Origin of the sequence: Aquisalimonas lutea (genome assembly GCF_030409225.1) — a bacterium.
In the GTDB taxonomy this organism is placed as follows: domain Bacteria; phylum Pseudomonadota; class Gammaproteobacteria; order Nitrococcales; family Aquisalimonadaceae; genus Aquisalimonas; species Aquisalimonas lutea.
Genome location: NZ_JAUFPK010000001.1, coordinates 1814018 through 1830449, shown reverse-complemented (window position 1 = coordinate 1830449; position 16432 = coordinate 1814018). Strand labels below are relative to the sequence as shown.

The following is a 16432-nucleotide window of genomic DNA, read 5'->3' as shown; positions in this document are numbered from 1 at the left end:
CCAGGCCAGGAGGTGACTGTGAAACACGTGCACGGCCCGGAGATGAGCAACGAGCAGCTCGCCGAGTACACCCCGCGGATCGAGGGGCTGGCCCGGGACCACGGGCTGAGCTTCTACCCGGTGGACTTCGAGCTGGTTCCCAACCAGTTCATGATGGAGGTCGCCGTCTACGGGCTGCCGGTGCGCATGCCCCACTGGTCCTTCGGCGTGCGCTACATCTACCAGTACATCCAGCACCGCATGGGCAACTCGAAGATCTTCGAGGTGGTCTTCCCGGGCAACCCCAACCGCGCCTACCTGGTGGACGACAACGCGCTGCCCGAGAACACGCTGGTGACCGCGCACGTGCTCGGCCACGCGGATTTCTCCTGCAACAACCAGCTGTTCGACCGCATGCAGCGCGAGGTGGGATTCCATATCGTCGAGCAGGCAGCGGAGCGGGCCAGCCGCATCCAGGACGCCATCGAGACCCACGGTCAGCGCCGCGTCGAGGCAGTGCTCGACGCCGCGCTGGCCCTGGAGGCCAACATCGATGTCAACCAGCCGCTCAACCGGCGCGATTTCCCCGAGATGGAGGAGCCCCGGGTGCGCCCGCGTCCCCAGGGCTTCCAGCGCCACTACAGCGAGCTCCCCGGCGAGGAGACCGAGGAAGAGCCCCAGCGCCGGCGGCCGGCCGCCATTCCGCCGCAGCCGGAGTACGACCTGCTGTGGTTCATCGCCCGCTACGCACCGGAGCTGGAGGGCTGGGAGCGGGACATCTTCCTGGCTGTGCGCGAGGAGTCCTTCTATTTCTATCCCGTGTTCGCCTGCCAGATCATGAACGAGGGCTGGGCGAGCTACTGGCATGCGCGGCTGCTGCGCGAGGCGGAATTCCTCCCGCACCAGGTCTACCTGGACGCCATCAAGACCCACTCCGACGTGGTCCGGCCGTATGCCGGCGACGACGCCGTCGCCCTGCGCGTGAACCCCTATCACCTCGGGTTCTCGATCTGGGAGCGCATCCTGCGCGACTGCAGCCTGGACGAAGCCCTGGCCATCCGCCGGGACGAGGACGACTTCAGCTTCATCCGCAACTACCTGGACGAGGACCTGGCCGCGGAGCTGGAGCTGTTCAACTACACGCGCCGCCCGGGAGCCGGCGGCGAGGAGCGCTACATCATCCGCGACCGCGAGATCGACGCCCTGCGCGAGAACATCATCGGGCCCAAGTTCAATTACGGCGCGCCGCGCATCTACGTGCGCTCCATGGGCGTCGACGGCAGCCTGGAGCTGGCCCACGACACCGACACCGACGGCCGCGGCCTGGACATCAACCGCTCCCGCAAGGTCCTCAACTACATCCAGCGGGTCTGGCGCCGCCCCGTCCGGCTGGAGACCGTGGATCACGCCGGCGATACCAAGGTGCTCGAGCCGGAGGACACCGACCCGGAGAAGGCGTAGCCGCCGGCCATCGCGGGAGCCGCCGTAGGAGCGACATAAGTCGCGACCTTCCAGAGAACCGGATGCCCTGGAAAGTCGCGGCTAAAGCCGCTCCTACACGGCTTCGGTAAAGCCCGCTGCAGAGTGCTGTGGGAGCGGCTTCAGCCGCGACCGTTGCAGAGAATAAGGTTCTCTGGCACGTCGCGACTTACGTCGCTCCTACGGCCGCCTCTTGTGACGACCGAAGACGGCAAGCGGCGCGAACGTATCCATTCACGCCCGCTCCAGCGGGAACGCCAGCACCTCGTCGATGCGGCGCGCGCCCAGGGCCACCATGAACAGCCGGTCCAGGCCCAGGGCGACGCCGGCGCAGTCGGGCAGTCCCGCTTGCAGGGCCGCGAGCAGGCGTTCGTCGACCGGCGGCACGGGCTGGCCGCGTGCGCGGCGGCGCTGCTGGTCCGCCACGAAGCGGCGCCGCTGCTCGGCCGCGTCGGCGAGCTCGTGGAAGCCGTTGGCGATCTCCATGCCGTCGAGGTAGCACTCGAAGCGCTCCGCCACCGGCGGGTCGCCCTCCCGCACCCGGGCCAGGGCCGCCTGCTCCGCCGGAAAGTCGTGCACGAACTCGATCCGCCCGTGCCCCAGCTCCGGGGCTACGGCATGGGAGAACAGCAGGTCCAGGAGGGCATCGCGTTCCAGCCCGTCCGGCGGGGTCACGCCGTTCGCCCGGGCGGCCGCGTCCAGCGCCGCTGCATCGTCGCGGTGCGGATCCACGCCCAGCGACGCGAACGCCTCGGCGTGGGTGCGCTCGCGGACCGGGCGCGGCCCCGCCACCGCGGCCACCAGCTCGGCGACCTCTACCATCAGCGCGCGATGATCCCAGCCCGGCCGGTACCACTCCAGCATGGTGAACTCGGGGTTGTGACGCGGGCCCCGCTCGCCGCCCCGGAACACCCGGCTGATCTGCCAGACGGGTCCGCTGCCCGCGGCGAGCAGGCGCTTCATGGGGAACTCCGGGGAGGTGTGGAGGTAGAGCAGCCCGTCGGACGGTGCCTCGGGCCCTTCATAGCGGGTGTGCAGGGGTTCCAGGTTCGGGTCGGTCCCGGCGGCCGCGGACAGCAGCGGCGTCTCCACCTCCAGCAGGCCGCGCTCGCGGAAGAACCGGCGGACGGCGTCCATGAGCTCCGCGCGGGCACGCAGCGTCGCCAGCGAGGCCGCGGGGCGCCAGTTTTCACTCATGACCGAACCCTCTTGGAGAATCGCGTGGGAGCGACGACAGTCGGGACATTCCAGAGAACCTTGTTCTCTGCAACGGTCGCGGCTGAAGCCGCTCCCACAGCATTCTGCAGCAGGCTGTACCGAAGCCGTGTAGGAGCGGCTTCAGCCGCGACTTTTCAGGGCATCGGGCTCTCCTGGAAGGTCGCGACTTACGTCGCTCCTACGGCGGGCGCTGGCGGCGGGTGGGGGCCCGGACCGCGGGCGGGGCTCAGTCCTTCACCCGCCCCACGTACTCGCCCTTGCGGGTGTCGATCTTGATGACCTCGCCCTCCTCCAGGAACAGCGGCACACGGACCACGGCCCCCGTCTCCACGGTGGCGGGCTTGCTGCCGCCGCTGCTGGTATCGCCGCGCACGCCGGGGTCCGTCTGGGTGACCTGCAGCTCCACGAACGACGGCGGATCCACCTGCAGGGGCTCGCCGTTCCAGAGGGTCACGTTGCAGATATCCTGCTCCTTGATCCACTTCTCGGCACCGCCCATGGCGGCCTTGCCGGCGGCGACCTGGTCGAAGGTCTCGGTGTCCATGAAGTACCAGTGCTCGCCGTCGTTGAACAGATACTGGAGCTCGGTCTCCAGCACGTCGGCGGCCTCCACGGACTCCCCGGACTTGAAGGTGCGATCCAATACCTTGCCTGTCTTCAGGTTGCGCAGCTTGACCCGGTTGAACGCCTGGCCCTTGCCGGGCTTGACGAACTCGTTCTCGACGATGCTGTAGGGTTCACCGTCGAGCATGAGCTTGAGCCCGCCCTTGAACTGGTTGGTCGTATACGTCGCCATGGAGACTCCGCTGGACTGTGCGTGGGTTCGGTGGTCCGGATCTTGGGAAACGCTGAACAATTCCCGCGTGCCTCTGCGCTCCACAGCGGCGTTGTGGCAAGGCGGCATTCGCCGTGAATGGCGTCGCCCTTTACAAGAATGCCAACGCAGACCACAACGCCGCCGTGGAGCGCCCTTCGGGGCCGAGCAGCGCGAGCGCAGCCGGCGTTGCGTTGCTTGACTGTACCGCCAGTACAGCGCGGCGCAACGCGCCTTGTCTGCGCTCGCGCTGCTCGGCCAGAGGCGCGCGCGAATTGTTCAGCGTTTCCCTTGCCGGGGAAACGGCCGAATGCTAACGAAAAATTGCCGCGAATACACGCCCCTGTGGTCGCCGCGAGCACGTTACAATGACGCCCATGTCCGCAACCGCCCGCGAACCCGTCACGCCTCCCGCCTGGCAGACCGAGCTGGCCCGGGGCTTCCGGCGCCCCGCCGAGCTCCTGGAGGCGCTGGCGCTGGACCCGGGCCTGCTGCCCGCGGCCGAGGCCGGGCACCGGGACTTCCCGGTGCGCGTGCCGCGGGGCTTCGTCCGCCGCATGCGCCCGGGCGACCCGAACGACCCCCTGCTGCGGCAGGTACTCCCCCTGGCCGCCGAGCAGACCGAGGCCCCGGACTTCGGGGCCGATCCGGTGGGGGATCTCGCCGCCCAGCAGGCCCCGGGCGTGCTGCACAAGTACCACGGGCGTGCCCTGCTGGTCGCCACGGGGGCGTGCGCCATCAACTGCCGCTACTGCTTCCGCCGGCACTTTCCCTACGGCGACGCCCATGCCGCCCGCGACGCGTGGCAGCCGGCCCTCGCCTACCTGCGCCACCAGAGCGGGCTCAGGGAGGTCATTCTCAGCGGCGGCGACCCGCTGACGCTGCCGGACCGACGCCTGGGACCGCTGGCGGGAGAGCTGGCGGCCATTCCGCACCTGGTGCGCCTGCGGGTCCATTCGCGGCTGCCGGTGGTCCTGCCGGAGCGGGTCGACGACGAATTGCTCGCATGGCTGGCGGGCACCCGCCTGCAGCCCGTGATGGTGCTCCATGCCAACCACGCCAACGAGCTGGACGGCGAGGTCGCGAGCGCCTGCCGGCGCCTGCGCGAGGCCGGCGTCCAGCTCCTGAACCAGGCGGTGCTGCTGCGCGGCATCAACGACACGGCAGACGCGCAGAGCGAGCTCAGCGAGCGGCTGTTCACCCTGGGCGTGCTGCCCTACTACCTGCACCAGCTGGACCGGGTCGCCGGCGCCACGCACTTCCTCGTCCCGGAGGACGAGGCAAGAGAGCTGGCGGCGGCCCTGGCGGCGCGACTGCCCGGGTACCTGGTACCGCAGCTCATGCGCGAGGATGCCGGCGCCCCTGCCAAGACGCCCCTGACCACCGCCCGCCACGGCTGACGCGGGGATTGGTTTCCCGCCGGCGGGTGCATACACTGAACGCCGGAGGGCAAGGCCCGGCGAGGCCGGAACGACGGGCCGACAAGCACAAGGACGCCATGACCCGCGCACCGTTCGCAGCAATCCACGCCGATGGCCATGGCGCCGCGGACCCCGCCGCGGCGCCGGCACCCACGCGGGTCGCCCCCCTCAAGCGCTGGCTCCGGGAGCTGCCGCTGGCCCACCCGGCGGGCGCCGCCTCCCGCTTACTGGAGTGCATCGACACCCTCAACACGTGCCGGCTTCGCCCGGGCCGCCGCAACGCCCTCCTGCACCGCCTGGAGGCCACGGTACACCGCATCAGCGGCCAGCTACGCGAGCCCCGTAGCGGCGGCGCCGCGGCCACCGCGCGCCATACCGAGGCCGTGGAGCGGGCCGCGGCCTTGCATGAGTCCATGGCGCGGGGCTATCGGCTGGTGCACGCCAGCGGCGGCAAGCGGCTCCGGGAACGGGCCTCGCGGCGGATCGTCCACCACGGGGGAGTCATCCTGGAGGACTACCACGCGTGCCACACGGCACCACCCCCGGGCCTGTGGCAGCTGCTCCACCGCCACGGCCTGGCGCCCGGTATCCGGCGCACGGGCACGCGCTATCGCCAGCTGCTCCTGGTGGAGGGGTGCGACCCCTGGGGCATGGCACGCGCGGATATCCGCGAGCTCTACCGGCAGACCGCGCGCTGGGCCGGCCGCGTGCGATTGCGCGCGACACGCCCGGACGGCGGCGGACTCGCGGTCGCTCCGGACAACGACGCGGCTCCCTTCCCTCTTGCCCAGGCGACGGGCACGGCCGCGGGCACCGTTTTCGTGGACACCTCCGGCGTGGCGGCGCGGCTGCAGCGCGAGATCGCTGCCTGCACACGCCGCCGGCCCTGGCGCCGGCGCCCCGTCTCCGAGCGTCGGCGCCGCGTCCTGGAACATGCCCACGAGCAGCTGGCAGCCGTCGCCGCACGCCGATACCCGCGTCGTGCGGCGTCCGGCCGCGTCGAGGTGGTTACCGGGCTCACCGCCGCCCACCGCATGCTCGCCGGCGCCGCGGAAACGCCGCAGCACGCCCGGTTCCAGGGCCGCGTACCGCGCGCCCAGGCGCCGAGCACGGACATCTGGGATCTCATCTTCCCCGCCGAGGCGAATCGCGACTCCCCGGGTCGCTCCGCCGAACCGGACCCCCCGGACCAGGGCCGCGCCGCCGCCAGCGTGGTGTCGTGGGAGGTGGCGGACCGGTCACCGGACGGCTACCGGCTGCGGGAACAGCAAGCGGACTCGGCACCCGGCGTCGGCGAGCCCGTGCTGGTGCGGGAGGTACTGGAAGACCAGCGGCTCCCCTGGGAGCTTGGCGTTGTCCGCTGGGTACGGCACCATCACAAGGGGTGCGTGGATGCAGGGGTGCAGCTCATCGCACCGGAGCCGACCGCGGTGCAGCTGCGGGCGGAAGACGACGAGGGCCGGCTGACGGGGGTCTTTCGCGCCCTGCACACGGCGGCCATGTCGCGGCTGAACGTGCCGGCGACCCTCATCGTTCCGCCCCTGGCCGCCCAGCAGCGCCGGCGCATCTGGCTGGAGACCCCGGACGGGCTGGTCCCGATCCGGCCGGAGGCCTGCATGGAACGCCGACCGGACTTCGCCCGCTGGAGCTTCCGGTACGACACGCAATGACCGCAGGACGTCCCGGCGGGCCGCAACGAACGCATAGACAGGACGGTACTTCATGAATCAGGACGACATTGTCCGACTGCTGGTGGCGGAGACGTCGCTCAACGACGCGGAGATGTTCATCAGCGTGCTGCGCAATGCCGGCCACGCGGTGCGCGCAAGCCACGTGGAGGATCTCGAGGACCTGCACAGCGCGCTGGAGGAGCATGCCTTCGAGCTGTTCCTGTGCACCCTGCACCTGGATGAGCTGCCCCTGGCCGACGCCGCCCACGCCGTCCAGGAAAGCGGCCGGGACCTGCCCCTGATCGCCGTCACCGAGGAAGACGGGCCGACACGGCGCCGCGAGGCCATGCAGTCCGGTGCCCTGGACCTGGTCAGCAAGGAAGACCTGGAGCATCTCAAGCTGGTGGTGCGGCGGGAGCTCCGCCACCTCCAGGACCGCCGCCGGCTGCGGCGCATGGAGAAGGCCCTGAAGGAGTCGGAGCGCCGCGCCAGCGCCCTCCTGGACAGCTCCCGGGATGCCATCGCCTACGTCCACGAAGGCATGCACATCTACGCCAACCCGGCGTACCTGGAGAAGTTCGGCGTGGAGGCGTTCGAGGAGATCGAGGGCATGCCCCTGCTGGACATGATCGCGCCGGAGGACCAGAAGGATTTCAAGGACCTGCTGCGCCGCTACAGCCGCGGCGATCGCACCGAGCCCGAGGCGGACCTGCGCATGGTGGCCCGCGACCAGACGCTGCCGGTGCAGGTCAGCCTGTCGGCGGCCACCGTGGACGGCGAGCCGTGCACCCAGGTGCTCATCCGGGACCAGTCGGCGGAGCACGACCTGGAAGCGCAGCTGGACTCGCTGAGCAAGACGGACCTGCTCACGGGCCTGTTCCACCGCGCCCATTTCGTCGACCGCCTGGAGCACAGCATCCGCGAGTCCGCCGGCAACGAGGAAAGCAGCGACGGCCTGCTCTACATCCAGGTGGAGAATCTCGACGGCATCCGGCAGACCCTGGGGATCAGTGCCTGCGACAAGGTCATTACCGACGTCGCGGCGCTGGTCACCGGCGAGCTGGACGAAGGGGCGGTCGCCGGCCGGTTCGCCGACGACGTGTTTACCGTGCTGCTGCCCAACCGGGGCGTCCACGACACCGTGGCCGTGGCCGAGGCGATCCGGCAGAAGGTCGAGGACCATATCGTGGAGACGGACCGCCACACGGTCACCGCCACCTGCACCGTCGGCGCCGTCATGGTGGGCGAGAAGGCGCGGGATGCCGGCGAGGCCGTCGGCCGGGCGCACCGTGGCTGCGAGATCGCCCGGGAGGCCGGCGGCAACCAGGTCTACCTGCTGCCGGCGGAGGATGACAGCGAGGGCGCTGCGGGAAACCAGCACTGGCAGGCCTTCCTCCAGGACGCGCTGGAGCGCGACGCCTTCCACCTGGTCTACATGCCGGTGGCCGCGCTGAACGGCGACACCACCTCCCGGTACGAGGTGCGGGTGCGGCTGCGCAACGAGGAGGGCGAAGAGCTGCGGGGCGCGGATTTCATTCCCCGGGCCGAGGAAGCGGGACTCATGGCCCAGGTGGACCGCTGGGTCGTGGATCATGCCCTGGCGGCCCTGAGCCGCGGGCTTCAGAACGACCCGGAGCGCACCCTGATGATCAAGATCTCCGGGCCGACGCTGTCCGACGAGGGATTCCTGGCGTTCCTCGGCGAGCGCCTGAAGGCGCACGGCATCAAGGGCCGCAACGTCAACTTCGAGGTCAACGAGCCGGTGGCGGTCACCCAGCTCAACGAGGCCCGCGAGACGTTCCGGGGGCTCAAGGAGCTGGGCTGCGGCTTCACCCTGGATCACTTCGGCAGCGGCGTGAATCCGTTCCAGCTCCTCAAGCACCTGCCCGCCGACTACCTCAAGCTCGATCACTCACTGGGCCAGGACCTGGCGGACAACGAGGAAACCCAGGAACGCGTGCAGAGCATCATCGACAACGCCCATTCCATGAAGAAGCGGGTGATCGCGGGCTACGTGGAGGATGCCATGGGCATGGCCACCTACTGGCGCTACCAGGTGGACTTCGTCCAGGGGCACTTCCTCCAGGCCCCGTCACTGACCATGGACTACGACTTCACCGGCACGGTCATGTGAGGGAAGTTTTCAGTTCTGAGTTTTCAGTGTTCAGTTTTCAGTTCGCCTGCGCAGACGCCCGCGACTGAAAACTGAGCACTGCAAAACTGAAAACTCTACCCATATCTGCGTTCACGCAGGGCGGCGATGCGGTCGTCCAGGGGCGGGTGGCTCATCAGCAGCCGCTTGATGCCCGAGCCCATGCGCCCGGAAATGCCGAACGCCTCCACCTGCTCCGGCAGCGTGGACGGTTCCACGTTCTTCTTGAGCTTCTCCAGCGCCGCGATCATCTTCTCCCGGCCGGCAAAGCGCGCGCCGCCCAGATCGGCGCGGTACTCCCGCTGGCGCGAGAACCACTGGACGATGATGCTGGCGATGATGCCGAGCACGACCTGGGCGAAGATCACGGTGATCAGGAAGCCGGGGCCGTAGCCCCGCTCGTTCTTGAAGATCACCTTGTCCACGACCATGCCGATGACCCGGGAGAGCACGATCACGAACGTGTTCAGCACCCCCTGGATCAGCGCCAGCGTGACCATGTCGCCGTTCTGCACGTGGGCGATCTCGTGGCCGATCACCGCTTCCGCCTCGTCGGCGTTCATCTGCCGCAGCAGCCCGGAGCTCACCGCCACCAGGGCGTTGTCGCGCTTCATCCCGGTGGCGAAGGCATTGATCTCCGGGGCCTCGTAGATCGCCACCTCCGGCATGCCGATCCCCGCCTGCCGGGCATGCCGGCGGACGGTATCCACCAGCCACTGCTCGGCGGGGTTGGCGGGCCGCTCGATGACCCGCGCCCCGATCATGCGCTTGGCCATCATCTTGGACAGGGCCAGAGAAATGAACGACCCGCCCATGCCCAGGACAGCCGCCAGGATCAGGATGAACGTGGTATTGAGCTGCATGCCCTCCCGGGCCATCCACGGCTCGACGAAGAGGTTGAGCATGATCCCGAGCAGCACCACGATGCCCAGGTTGGTCAGGACGAACAGGCTTACACGCTTCATGATCCGGGTCGGCCTCCCTCGACTACGAACCTTTCAGGACATTCACGCTTCAATGCTTAGATAGGGGCGCGGCGACGCGGTTCAAGTGGCCGTTCCTCCCGGGGGGACCACCTGCACCGCCGACACGCGCTGGAAGCCGCGGGGCAACGCGCCCCCGCGACGTCCCCGGCCCGCCTCGAAGTTCGCCAGATCGCCGCCGCGCAGGGTCAGCGTGCGCTTGCCGGCGGTGAGCGCGAGACTGCCCCCGTCCGGGATCGCCGCCACGGCCAGGAGGAGCTCCTCCCGCGCCTTCACCCGCGCCGCCGGTATGCCCATGATCTTGTTGCCCTTGCCCCGGGCGAGCTGGGGCAGCTCGCGGACCGGGAAGACCAGCAGCCGGCCGGCCGTGGACACGGCGGCCAGGCGGTCCGTCTCGGGGTCGTCCACCAGGGCCGGCGGCAGCAGGCGGCTGCCGCCCGGCAGCGTGATCACGGCCTTGCCGCCGCGGTTCTTGGCGTACAGATCGGCCACCGTGGTGACGAAGCCGTAGCCGGCGTCGGACGCCAGGATCAGGCGGTCGGCGTCGTCGCCGGCGACGACGTGCTCGAAGCGCGCCCCAGCCGGCGGGCTCAGGCGCCCGGTCAGCGGCTCGCCCTGGCTTCGCGCCGAGGGCAGGCTGTGCGCCGGCAGCGCGTAGGCGCGACCGGTGGAGTCCAGGAACAGCGCCTGGCGGTTGCTGCGGCCGCGGGCGTGGGAGAGATAGCCGTCGCCGGCCTTGTAGTTCAGGCTCGCGGGATCGATCTCGTGCCCCTTGGCGGCGCGCACCCAGCCCTTGTCCGAGAGCACGATGGTCACCGGCTCGCTGGGGACCAGCGCGGTCTCGTCCAGCGCCCGGGCGGCGCTGCGCGCCACCAGCGGCGAGCGCCGCTCGTCGCCGTAGGTCTCGGCATCGGCGCTGAGCTCCCGGCTGACCTGGGCCCGCAGCCGCTCCTCCGAGCCCAGGATCTCCTGGAGCTGGCCCCGCTCTTCCTGGAGCTCGTCCTGCTCGCCGCGGATCTTCATCTCCTCGAGCTTCGCCAGGTGTCGCAGACGCAGCTCCAGGATGGCCTCCGCCTGGCGGTCGCTGAGACCGAAGCGCTCCATGAGCACCGGCTTGGGCTCGTCCTCCTCGCGGATGATGCGGATCACCTCGTCGATGTTGAGATACGCGGTCAGCAGCCCCTCCAGGATGTGCAGCCGCGCCTCGACCTTGTCCAGCCGCCACTGCAGGCGCCGGCGCACCGTCTCCGTGCGGAACTGCAGCCACTCCGCCAGCAGGCTCCGCAGATCCCGGACCTGGGGACGGCCGTCCAGGCCGATGACGTTGAGGTTCACCCGGGCGTTCTTCTCCAGGTCGGTGGTGGCGAACAGGTGCTTCATGACCTCGCCGGTGTCCACGCGGTTCGAGCGCGGCACCACCACCAGCCGGGTCGGGTTCTCGTGGTCGGACTCGTCGCGCAGGTCCTCCACCATGGGCAGCTTCTTCGCCTGCATCTGCGCGGCGATCTGCTCCAGCACCTTGCTGCCGGAGACCTGGAACGGCAGCGCGGTGATGACGATGTCGCCGTCCTCGACCTGGTAGCGCGCGCGCTGGCGGATGCTGCCGTGACCCTTCTCGTAGACCTTGCGGATCTCGTCGCGCGGCGTGATGATCTCGGCCTCGGTGGGGAAGTCCGGCGCCTGGACGTGCTCGCAGAGATCGGCCACCGTGGCGTCCGGATCCTCCAGCAGGTGGATGCAGGCGCTGGCGACCTCGCGCAGGTTGTGCGGCGGGATGTCCGTGGCCATACCCACGGCGATACCGGTGCCGCCGTTGAGCAGGACGTTGGGCAGGCGCGCCGGCAGCAGGGACGGCTCCTCCATGGTGCCGTCGAAGTTCGGCACCCAGTCCACCGTGCCCTGCCCCAGCTCCGCCAGCAGCACCTCGGAGTACTTGGCCAGGCGGGACTCGGTATAGCGCATGGCGGCGAAGGACTTGGGGTCGTCCGGCGAGCCCCAGTTGCCCTGGCCGTCGACCAGCGGGTAGCGATAGGAGAACGGCTGGGCCATGAGCACCATGGCCTCGTAGCAGGCCGCGTCCCCGTGGGGATGATACTTGCCCAGGACGTCGCCCACCGTGCGGGCCGACTTCTTGTACTTGGCCAGGGCCGACAGCCCCAGCTCCGACATGGCGTAGACGATGCGGCGCTGCACCGGCTTGAGCCCGTCACCGATATTGGGCAGCGCGCGGTCGAGGATGACGTACATGGAGTAGTCCAGGTACGCCTTCTCCGTGAACTCGTGCAGCGGACGGGATTCGAAGTCCTGGTTGCTGCTGGTGGTATCGCTGTCGGTCATGGTGTTCCCGGTTGCACTGTCGGTAAGAATTCGCCTCGGGTACTGCAACGACCCTGTGGGAGCGGCTTCAGCCGCGATACCTCGGCGGCGGCAGCCCGCCTCGCATGGTCGCGGCTGAAGCCGCTCCTACATCGTTGTTGCCGCGCCGGCTACACCAGCACCTCGGCCATGTTGCCCTTGCTCTCCAGCCAGCTGCGGCGCTGGCTGGCGGCGCCCTTGCCCAGGAGCATGTTCATCAGCCGGTCGGTCTCCTCCGGGGCGTCCACGGTGAGCTGGACCAGGCGCCGGGTATCCGGGCGCATGGTGGTCTCGCGCAGCTGCACCGGGTTCATCTCGCCCAGCCCCTTGAAGCGCGTGGTGGCCACCTTGCCCTTGAGCTTCTCCGCCTGGATGCGGTCGAGAATGCCCTCGCGCTCGTGCTCGTCCAGGGCATAGAAAGTCTGCTTGCCCACGTCGATGCGGTACAGCGGCGGCATGGCCACGAACACGTGCCCGGCGCGGACCACCGACGGAAAGTGCTTGAGGAACAGGGCGCACAGCAGCGTGGCGATGTGAGCGCCGTCCGGGTCGGCGTCGGCGAGCACGCACACCTTGCCGTAGCGCAGCCGCGAGAGATCGTCGGAGCCGGGCTCGATGCCCAGGGCCACGGCGATGTCGTGGACCTCCTGGGAGGCCATGACATCCGCCGGGTCCACCTCCCAGGTATTGAGAATCTTGCCGCGCAGCGGCATCACCGCCTGGTACTCGCGGTCCCGGGCCTGCTTGGCGGAGCCGCCGGCGGAGTCGCCCTCCACCAGGAACAGCTCCGTGCGCTGCGGGTCCTGGGCGGTGCAGTCGGCCAGCTTGCCGGGCAGCGCCGGGCCGCTGCTCACGCGCTTGCGGGCCACCTTGCGGGACGAGCGCATGCGGCGGTTGGCGTTGGCCAGCACCAGCTGGACGATGGCCTCGGCGGTGGTGACGTTCTGGTTGAGCCACAGGCTGAAGGCATCCTTGACCACGCCGGAGACGAACGTGGCGCACTCCCGGGAGGACAGGCGCTCCTTGGTCTGCCCGGAGAACTGCGGGTCCTCCAGCTTCACCGACAGCACGAAGGACAGGTTCTCCCAGACGTCGTCCGGGGTGAGCTTCACCCCGCGCGGCAGCAGGTTGTGGAACTCGCAGAACTCCCGGAGCGCGTCGGTGAGCCCGGTGCGCAGGCCGTTGACGTGGGTGCCGCCCAGGGTCGTGGGGATCAGGTTCACGTAGGACTCGGCCACCGCCTCGCCGCCCTCGGGCAGCCACGCCAGGGCCCACTCCACGGTCTCGGTGTTGCCGGTCATGCGGCCGGTGAACAGCTCGTCCGGCAGCCGGGGCAGATCCACCAGCGCCCCGGCCAGGTAGTCCCGCAGGCCGTCCTCGTAGTACCAGACGGTCTCCTCGTCGCCGGCCTCGTCCCGGAACACCACTTCCAGCCGCGGGCACAGCACCGCCTTGGCCCGCAGGATGTGGCGCAGCTTCGGGATGGAGAAGCGGGCGCTGTCGAAATAGCGGGTGTCCGGCCAGAAATGCAGCCGCGTACCGGTGTTGCGCCGGCCGACGGTGCCGATTTCCTCCAGGTCCGAGACCTTCTCGCCGTGGGCGAACACGATCCGGTACTCCTTGCCGTCCCGGCGCACCGTGACCTCCAGCCGCTGCGACAGCGCGTTGACCACGGACACGCCCACCCCGTGCAGTCCCCCGGAGAACTGGTAGTTCTTCTGGGAGAACTTGCCGCCGGCATGCAGCCGGCTGAGGATGACTTCCACCCCTGGGGCGCCCTCGTTCGGGTGGACGTCCACCGGCATGCCGCGTCCGTCGTCCTCCACCGACAGCGAATGATCCGAATGCAGGGTCACGACGATGCGCTGGGCGTAGCCGCCGATGGCCTCGTCGACACTGTTGTCGATCACTTCCTGGGCCAGGTGGTTCGGCCGGCTGGTGTCGGTGTACATGCCGGGGCGCTTGCGCACGGGATCCAGGCCGGTGAGGACCTCGATGGAGGCGGAATCGTAGCTCTCTGCCATAGGGGTTCCGGTACTGCTGTTACGTGAATGTTCGGGATCGCGGGATACCGTGATCGGCGTGAGCAGTCTACAGTGCAGATCCGCGGGCAGCGAGAGGGCGCCCGATCTTTTGACCCTCCCGCCGCGCTGCGCTACCGTTCCCGCATTCTCACGCCCGAGGGCCTGCCATGACCGAGGACACCGGTGAAACCCCCGACGAGTCCGGCGAGTACGTCGACTTCGAGAAGGCGCTCGAGGAGCTGGAAGGCCTCGTCGAGCGGATGGAAAAGGGCGAGCTCTCCCTGGAGGACTCGCTGCAGGCCTTCGAGCGGGGCATCGCGCTGACCCGCCATTGCGAGAAGGCGCTGCGCTCGGCCGAGCAGAAGGTGGAGATCCTCACCCGGGAAGGAGGCGAAGACCGTGTCGAACCCTTCGAGCCGGACGCCGACTGAACGGCTGGAGCAGCGCCTGCCCGCCTATCGCGACCGCGTCGAGGACAGCCTGGCCCGGTTTCTCCCCGCCCCCGATACGTTGCCCATGCGGCTGCACGAGGCCATGCGCTACGCCGTGCTGGGCTCCGGCAAGCGCCTGCGGCCCGTGCTGGTCTACGCCACCGGCGAGGCCCTGGGCGCACCTGCCGAGGCGCTCGACCGGCCGGCGTGCGCCGTCGAGCTCATCCACGCCTATTCGCTGGTCCACGACGACCTGCCGTGCATGGACGACGACGACCTGCGGCGGGGCCGGCCCACCTGCCACAAGGCCTACGACGAGGCCACGGCCGTTCTCGTGGGTGACGCGCTGCAGTCCCTGGCGTTCCGCATCCTGGCCGAGGCGCCCTCGGCGGTACCCGCCGAGGCGCGGGCCGAGATGGTCGCGCGCCTGGCGACCGCGGCGGGCTCACACGGCATGGCGGGCGGCCAGGCCCTGGACCTGGCGGCCACCGGCCGGACCCTGGATCTGGCACAGCTGGAGGATCTGCACATCCACAAGACCGGGGCGCTGATCCGGGCCAGCGTCATGCTGGGCGCCCTCTGTGCCCGGGCGCCGGACCGGCAGGACCTGGACGCCCTGGACCGCTACGCCAAGAGCATCGGGCTGGCGTTCCAGATCCAGGACGACATCCTGGACGTGGAGGGAACCACCGAGGCCCTCGGCAAGACCAGCGGCGCCGATGCGCGCCTGGACAAGGCCACTTATCCCGGGCTTCTGGGCATGCAGGAGGCGCGCACCCGCGGGCGCGAGCTCGTGGAGCGGGCACTGGACAGCCTGGAAGGCCTCGGCGACAGCGCCGACTGCCTCCGCGACCTGGCGCGCTACATCATGGAACGCAGCAGCTGAACCCGGCGCACTTCGCCGGCGGGCGCTACTGGCTCGTGGACAGGCGGTTCTCCACGGTACGCACCAGGTTGACCAGGCGCGGCCCCAGGTTGCGGTCCAGCTCCTCCTGGGGCAGCCGGAACGACGGGCCGCCGGCGTTGAAGGCGAGCACGTCCGAGCCGTCATCCAGCACCAGCGGCACCCCCACGGCGTTGACGTCACGCTCCCAGTCCCCGGCCGAGATGCAGTAGCCCTTGTCCTGCAGATCCTCCACCGCCTGCTCGATGCCCTGGCGGATCCGCGGCCAGGCCTGCTCGTCCTTGCGGCGGATATGGTCCAGCAGGTAGTTGCGCTCGACCTCCGGCAGGGCCGCCAGAAAGGCGCGCCCCATGGCGGTCGTGGCCACGGGGACCCGGGAGCCGACCTGCAGGCGCAGCGTCAGCGCCCCCTGGCCGTGGCAGTTCTCCAGGTACACCATGCTGAGGCGGTCGCGGCTGCCCAGGGACACCGACGCCCCGGTCTCGTCGGCCAGCTCCTGCATCAGCGGACGCGCCACCTGGCGGATGCCCATGCTCGCCAGGCTGGAATACCCCAGGGCCAGGACCCCCGTCCCCAGCTGATAGCGCTCCAGGCGCTCGGAATAGCTGAGGTAGCCGAGCTTGGTCAGCGTATAGGTAAGGCGCGACACCGTGGGTTTCGGTATGCCCGTGCGCGCGGCGATCTCCTGGTTGCTGAGCAGCCCGTCCGAGGGGCGGAACGCCCGCAGGATCTCCAGCCCCCGGGCCAGGGCCATGACGAAGTTCCGGTCCTTCTTGCCGTCCTGCTCCTGGGCCGCAAAGTCGACCAGGGCCACTGGTTTCTGTCGCATCGTTGTTGTCCGTCCTGAGTCCGCTGCGCGTGGCTTCGCCCGGTCCGCTCATGCGTGGAGGGAGCCACGTATCTGCAGTGCATGGTAGCACCCTGGGGCGCGATTTCGTCCACAGTGCGGAATAACGTTTCGCTGACAGTTCCGCTGTGCGGAATTACGGTTCGGTTGTCGAA

12 protein-coding genes are annotated in these 16432 nt (G+C 69.6%); 6 read left to right on the top strand and 6 right to left on the bottom strand.

What is annotated here, in order from left to right:
* The first annotated feature begins 18 nt into the window (after positions 1-18).
* On the top strand, positions 19-1440 hold the full coding sequence (locus QWY84_RS08525; protein ID WP_290202156.1) for a SpoVR family protein: 1422 nt from the start codon (positions 19-21) through the stop codon (positions 1438-1440).
* Positions 1441-1692: 252 nt separating this feature from the next.
* Here the strand turns inward: QWY84_RS08525 and epmA are convergent, their stop codons facing one another.
* Both epmA and efp read right to left on the bottom strand, forming a co-directional pair.
* Positions 1693-2655, bottom strand: a complete 963-nt coding sequence (gene epmA / locus QWY84_RS08520; RefSeq protein WP_290202155.1) for an EF-P lysine aminoacylase EpmA — start codon at positions 2653-2655, stop codon at positions 1693-1695.
* Positions 2656-2902: 247 nt separating this feature from the next.
* Entirely contained in the window at positions 2903-3472 is a 570-nt protein-coding gene (gene efp, locus QWY84_RS08515) for an elongation factor P (protein WP_290202154.1), read from the bottom strand.
* 395 nt (positions 3473-3867) lie between these two features.
* Here efp and epmB point away from each other — a divergent pair, with 395 nt between their 5' ends.
* From epmB to QWY84_RS08500, 3 genes are all read left to right on the top strand, one after another.
* Positions 3868-4890 carry an EF-P beta-lysylation protein EpmB gene (gene epmB, locus QWY84_RS08510; protein ID WP_435372983.1) on the top strand — a complete coding sequence of 341 codons (1023 nt, stop codon included), beginning with the start codon at positions 3868-3870 and terminating at the stop codon, positions 4888-4890.
* Between the two features lie 98 nt (positions 4891-4988).
* Positions 4989-6581 (top strand): cyclic-di-GMP receptor FimW-related protein, encoded by a 1593-nt coding sequence (locus QWY84_RS08505; RefSeq protein WP_290202152.1) that lies wholly within the window; start codon positions 4989-4991, stop codon positions 6579-6581.
* A gap of 52 nt (positions 6582-6633) precedes the next feature.
* Entirely contained in the window at positions 6634-8715 is a 2082-nt protein-coding gene (locus QWY84_RS08500) for an EAL domain-containing protein (RefSeq protein ID WP_290202151.1), read from the top strand.
* A gap of 95 nt (positions 8716-8810) precedes the next feature.
* Here QWY84_RS08500 and htpX read toward each other — a convergent pair whose 3' ends face one another.
* The 3 genes from htpX to parE all read right to left on the bottom strand — a co-directional run bounded on the left by htpX (position 8811) and on the right by parE (position 14095).
* Positions 8811-9698, bottom strand: a complete 888-nt coding sequence (htpX, locus tag QWY84_RS08495; protein ID WP_290202150.1) for a protease HtpX — start codon at positions 9696-9698, stop codon at positions 8811-8813.
* Positions 9699-9779: 81 nt separating this feature from the next.
* On the bottom strand, positions 9780-12053 hold the full coding sequence (parC, locus tag QWY84_RS08490; RefSeq protein ID WP_290202149.1) for a DNA topoisomerase IV subunit A: 2274 nt from the start codon (positions 12051-12053) through the stop codon (positions 9780-9782).
* Between the two features lie 149 nt (positions 12054-12202).
* Entirely contained in the window at positions 12203-14095 is a 1893-nt protein-coding gene (parE, locus tag QWY84_RS08485; protein ID WP_290202148.1) for a DNA topoisomerase IV subunit B, read from the bottom strand.
* Between the two features lie 167 nt (positions 14096-14262).
* Between parE and QWY84_RS08480 the strand changes: the two genes are divergently transcribed.
* Positions 14263-14526 (top strand): exodeoxyribonuclease VII small subunit, encoded by a 264-nt coding sequence (locus QWY84_RS08480; protein ID WP_290202147.1) that lies wholly within the window; start codon positions 14263-14265, stop codon positions 14524-14526.
* Entirely contained in the window at positions 14495-15412 is a 918-nt protein-coding gene (gene ispA / locus QWY84_RS08475; protein ID WP_290202146.1) for a (2E,6E)-farnesyl diphosphate synthase, read from the top strand. Before QWY84_RS08480 ends, ispA begins: the two co-directional genes overlap by 32 nt.
* Positions 15413-15437: 25 nt before the next feature.
* Here the strand turns inward: ispA and QWY84_RS08470 are convergent, their stop codons facing one another.
* The gene (locus tag QWY84_RS08470; RefSeq protein ID WP_290202145.1) at positions 15438-16259 is read right to left on the bottom strand and encodes an IclR family transcriptional regulator; all 822 of its coding nucleotides are present in this window, start codon (positions 16257-16259) and stop codon (positions 15438-15440) included.
* Between the last annotated feature and the right edge of the window lie 173 nt (positions 16260-16432).

Excerpts from the sequence above, each read along its gene's own strand:
- epmA (WP_290202155.1), bottom strand. The coding sequence starts at position 2,655 with ATGAGTGAAAACTGGCGCCCCGCGGCCTCGCTGGCGACGCTGCGTGCC.
- efp (WP_290202154.1), bottom strand. The coding sequence starts at position 3,472 with ATGGCGACGTATACGACCAACCAGTTCAAGGGCGGGCTCAAGCTCATG.
- epmB (WP_435372983.1), top strand. The coding sequence starts at position 3,868 with ATGTCCGCAACCGCCCGCGAACCCGTCACGCCTCCCGCCTGGCAGACC.
- QWY84_RS08505 (WP_290202152.1), top strand. The coding sequence starts at position 4,989 with ATGACCCGCGCACCGTTCGCAGCAATCCACGCCGATGGCCATGGCGCC.
- QWY84_RS08500 (WP_290202151.1), top strand. The coding sequence starts at position 6,634 with ATGAATCAGGACGACATTGTCCGACTGCTGGTGGCGGAGACGTCGCTC.
- htpX (WP_290202150.1), bottom strand. The coding sequence starts at position 9,698 with ATGAAGCGTGTAAGCCTGTTCGTCCTGACCAACCTGGGCATCGTGGTG.
- parC (WP_290202149.1), bottom strand. The coding sequence starts at position 12,053 with ATGACCGACAGCGATACCACCAGCAGCAACCAGGACTTCGAATCCCGT.
- parE (WP_290202148.1), bottom strand. The coding sequence starts at position 14,095 with ATGGCAGAGAGCTACGATTCCGCCTCCATCGAGGTCCTCACCGGCCTG.
- QWY84_RS08480 (WP_290202147.1), top strand. The coding sequence starts at position 14,263 with ATGACCGAGGACACCGGTGAAACCCCCGACGAGTCCGGCGAGTACGTC.
- QWY84_RS08470 (WP_290202145.1), bottom strand. The coding sequence starts at position 16,259 with ATGCGACAGAAACCAGTGGCCCTGGTCGACTTTGCGGCCCAGGAGCAG.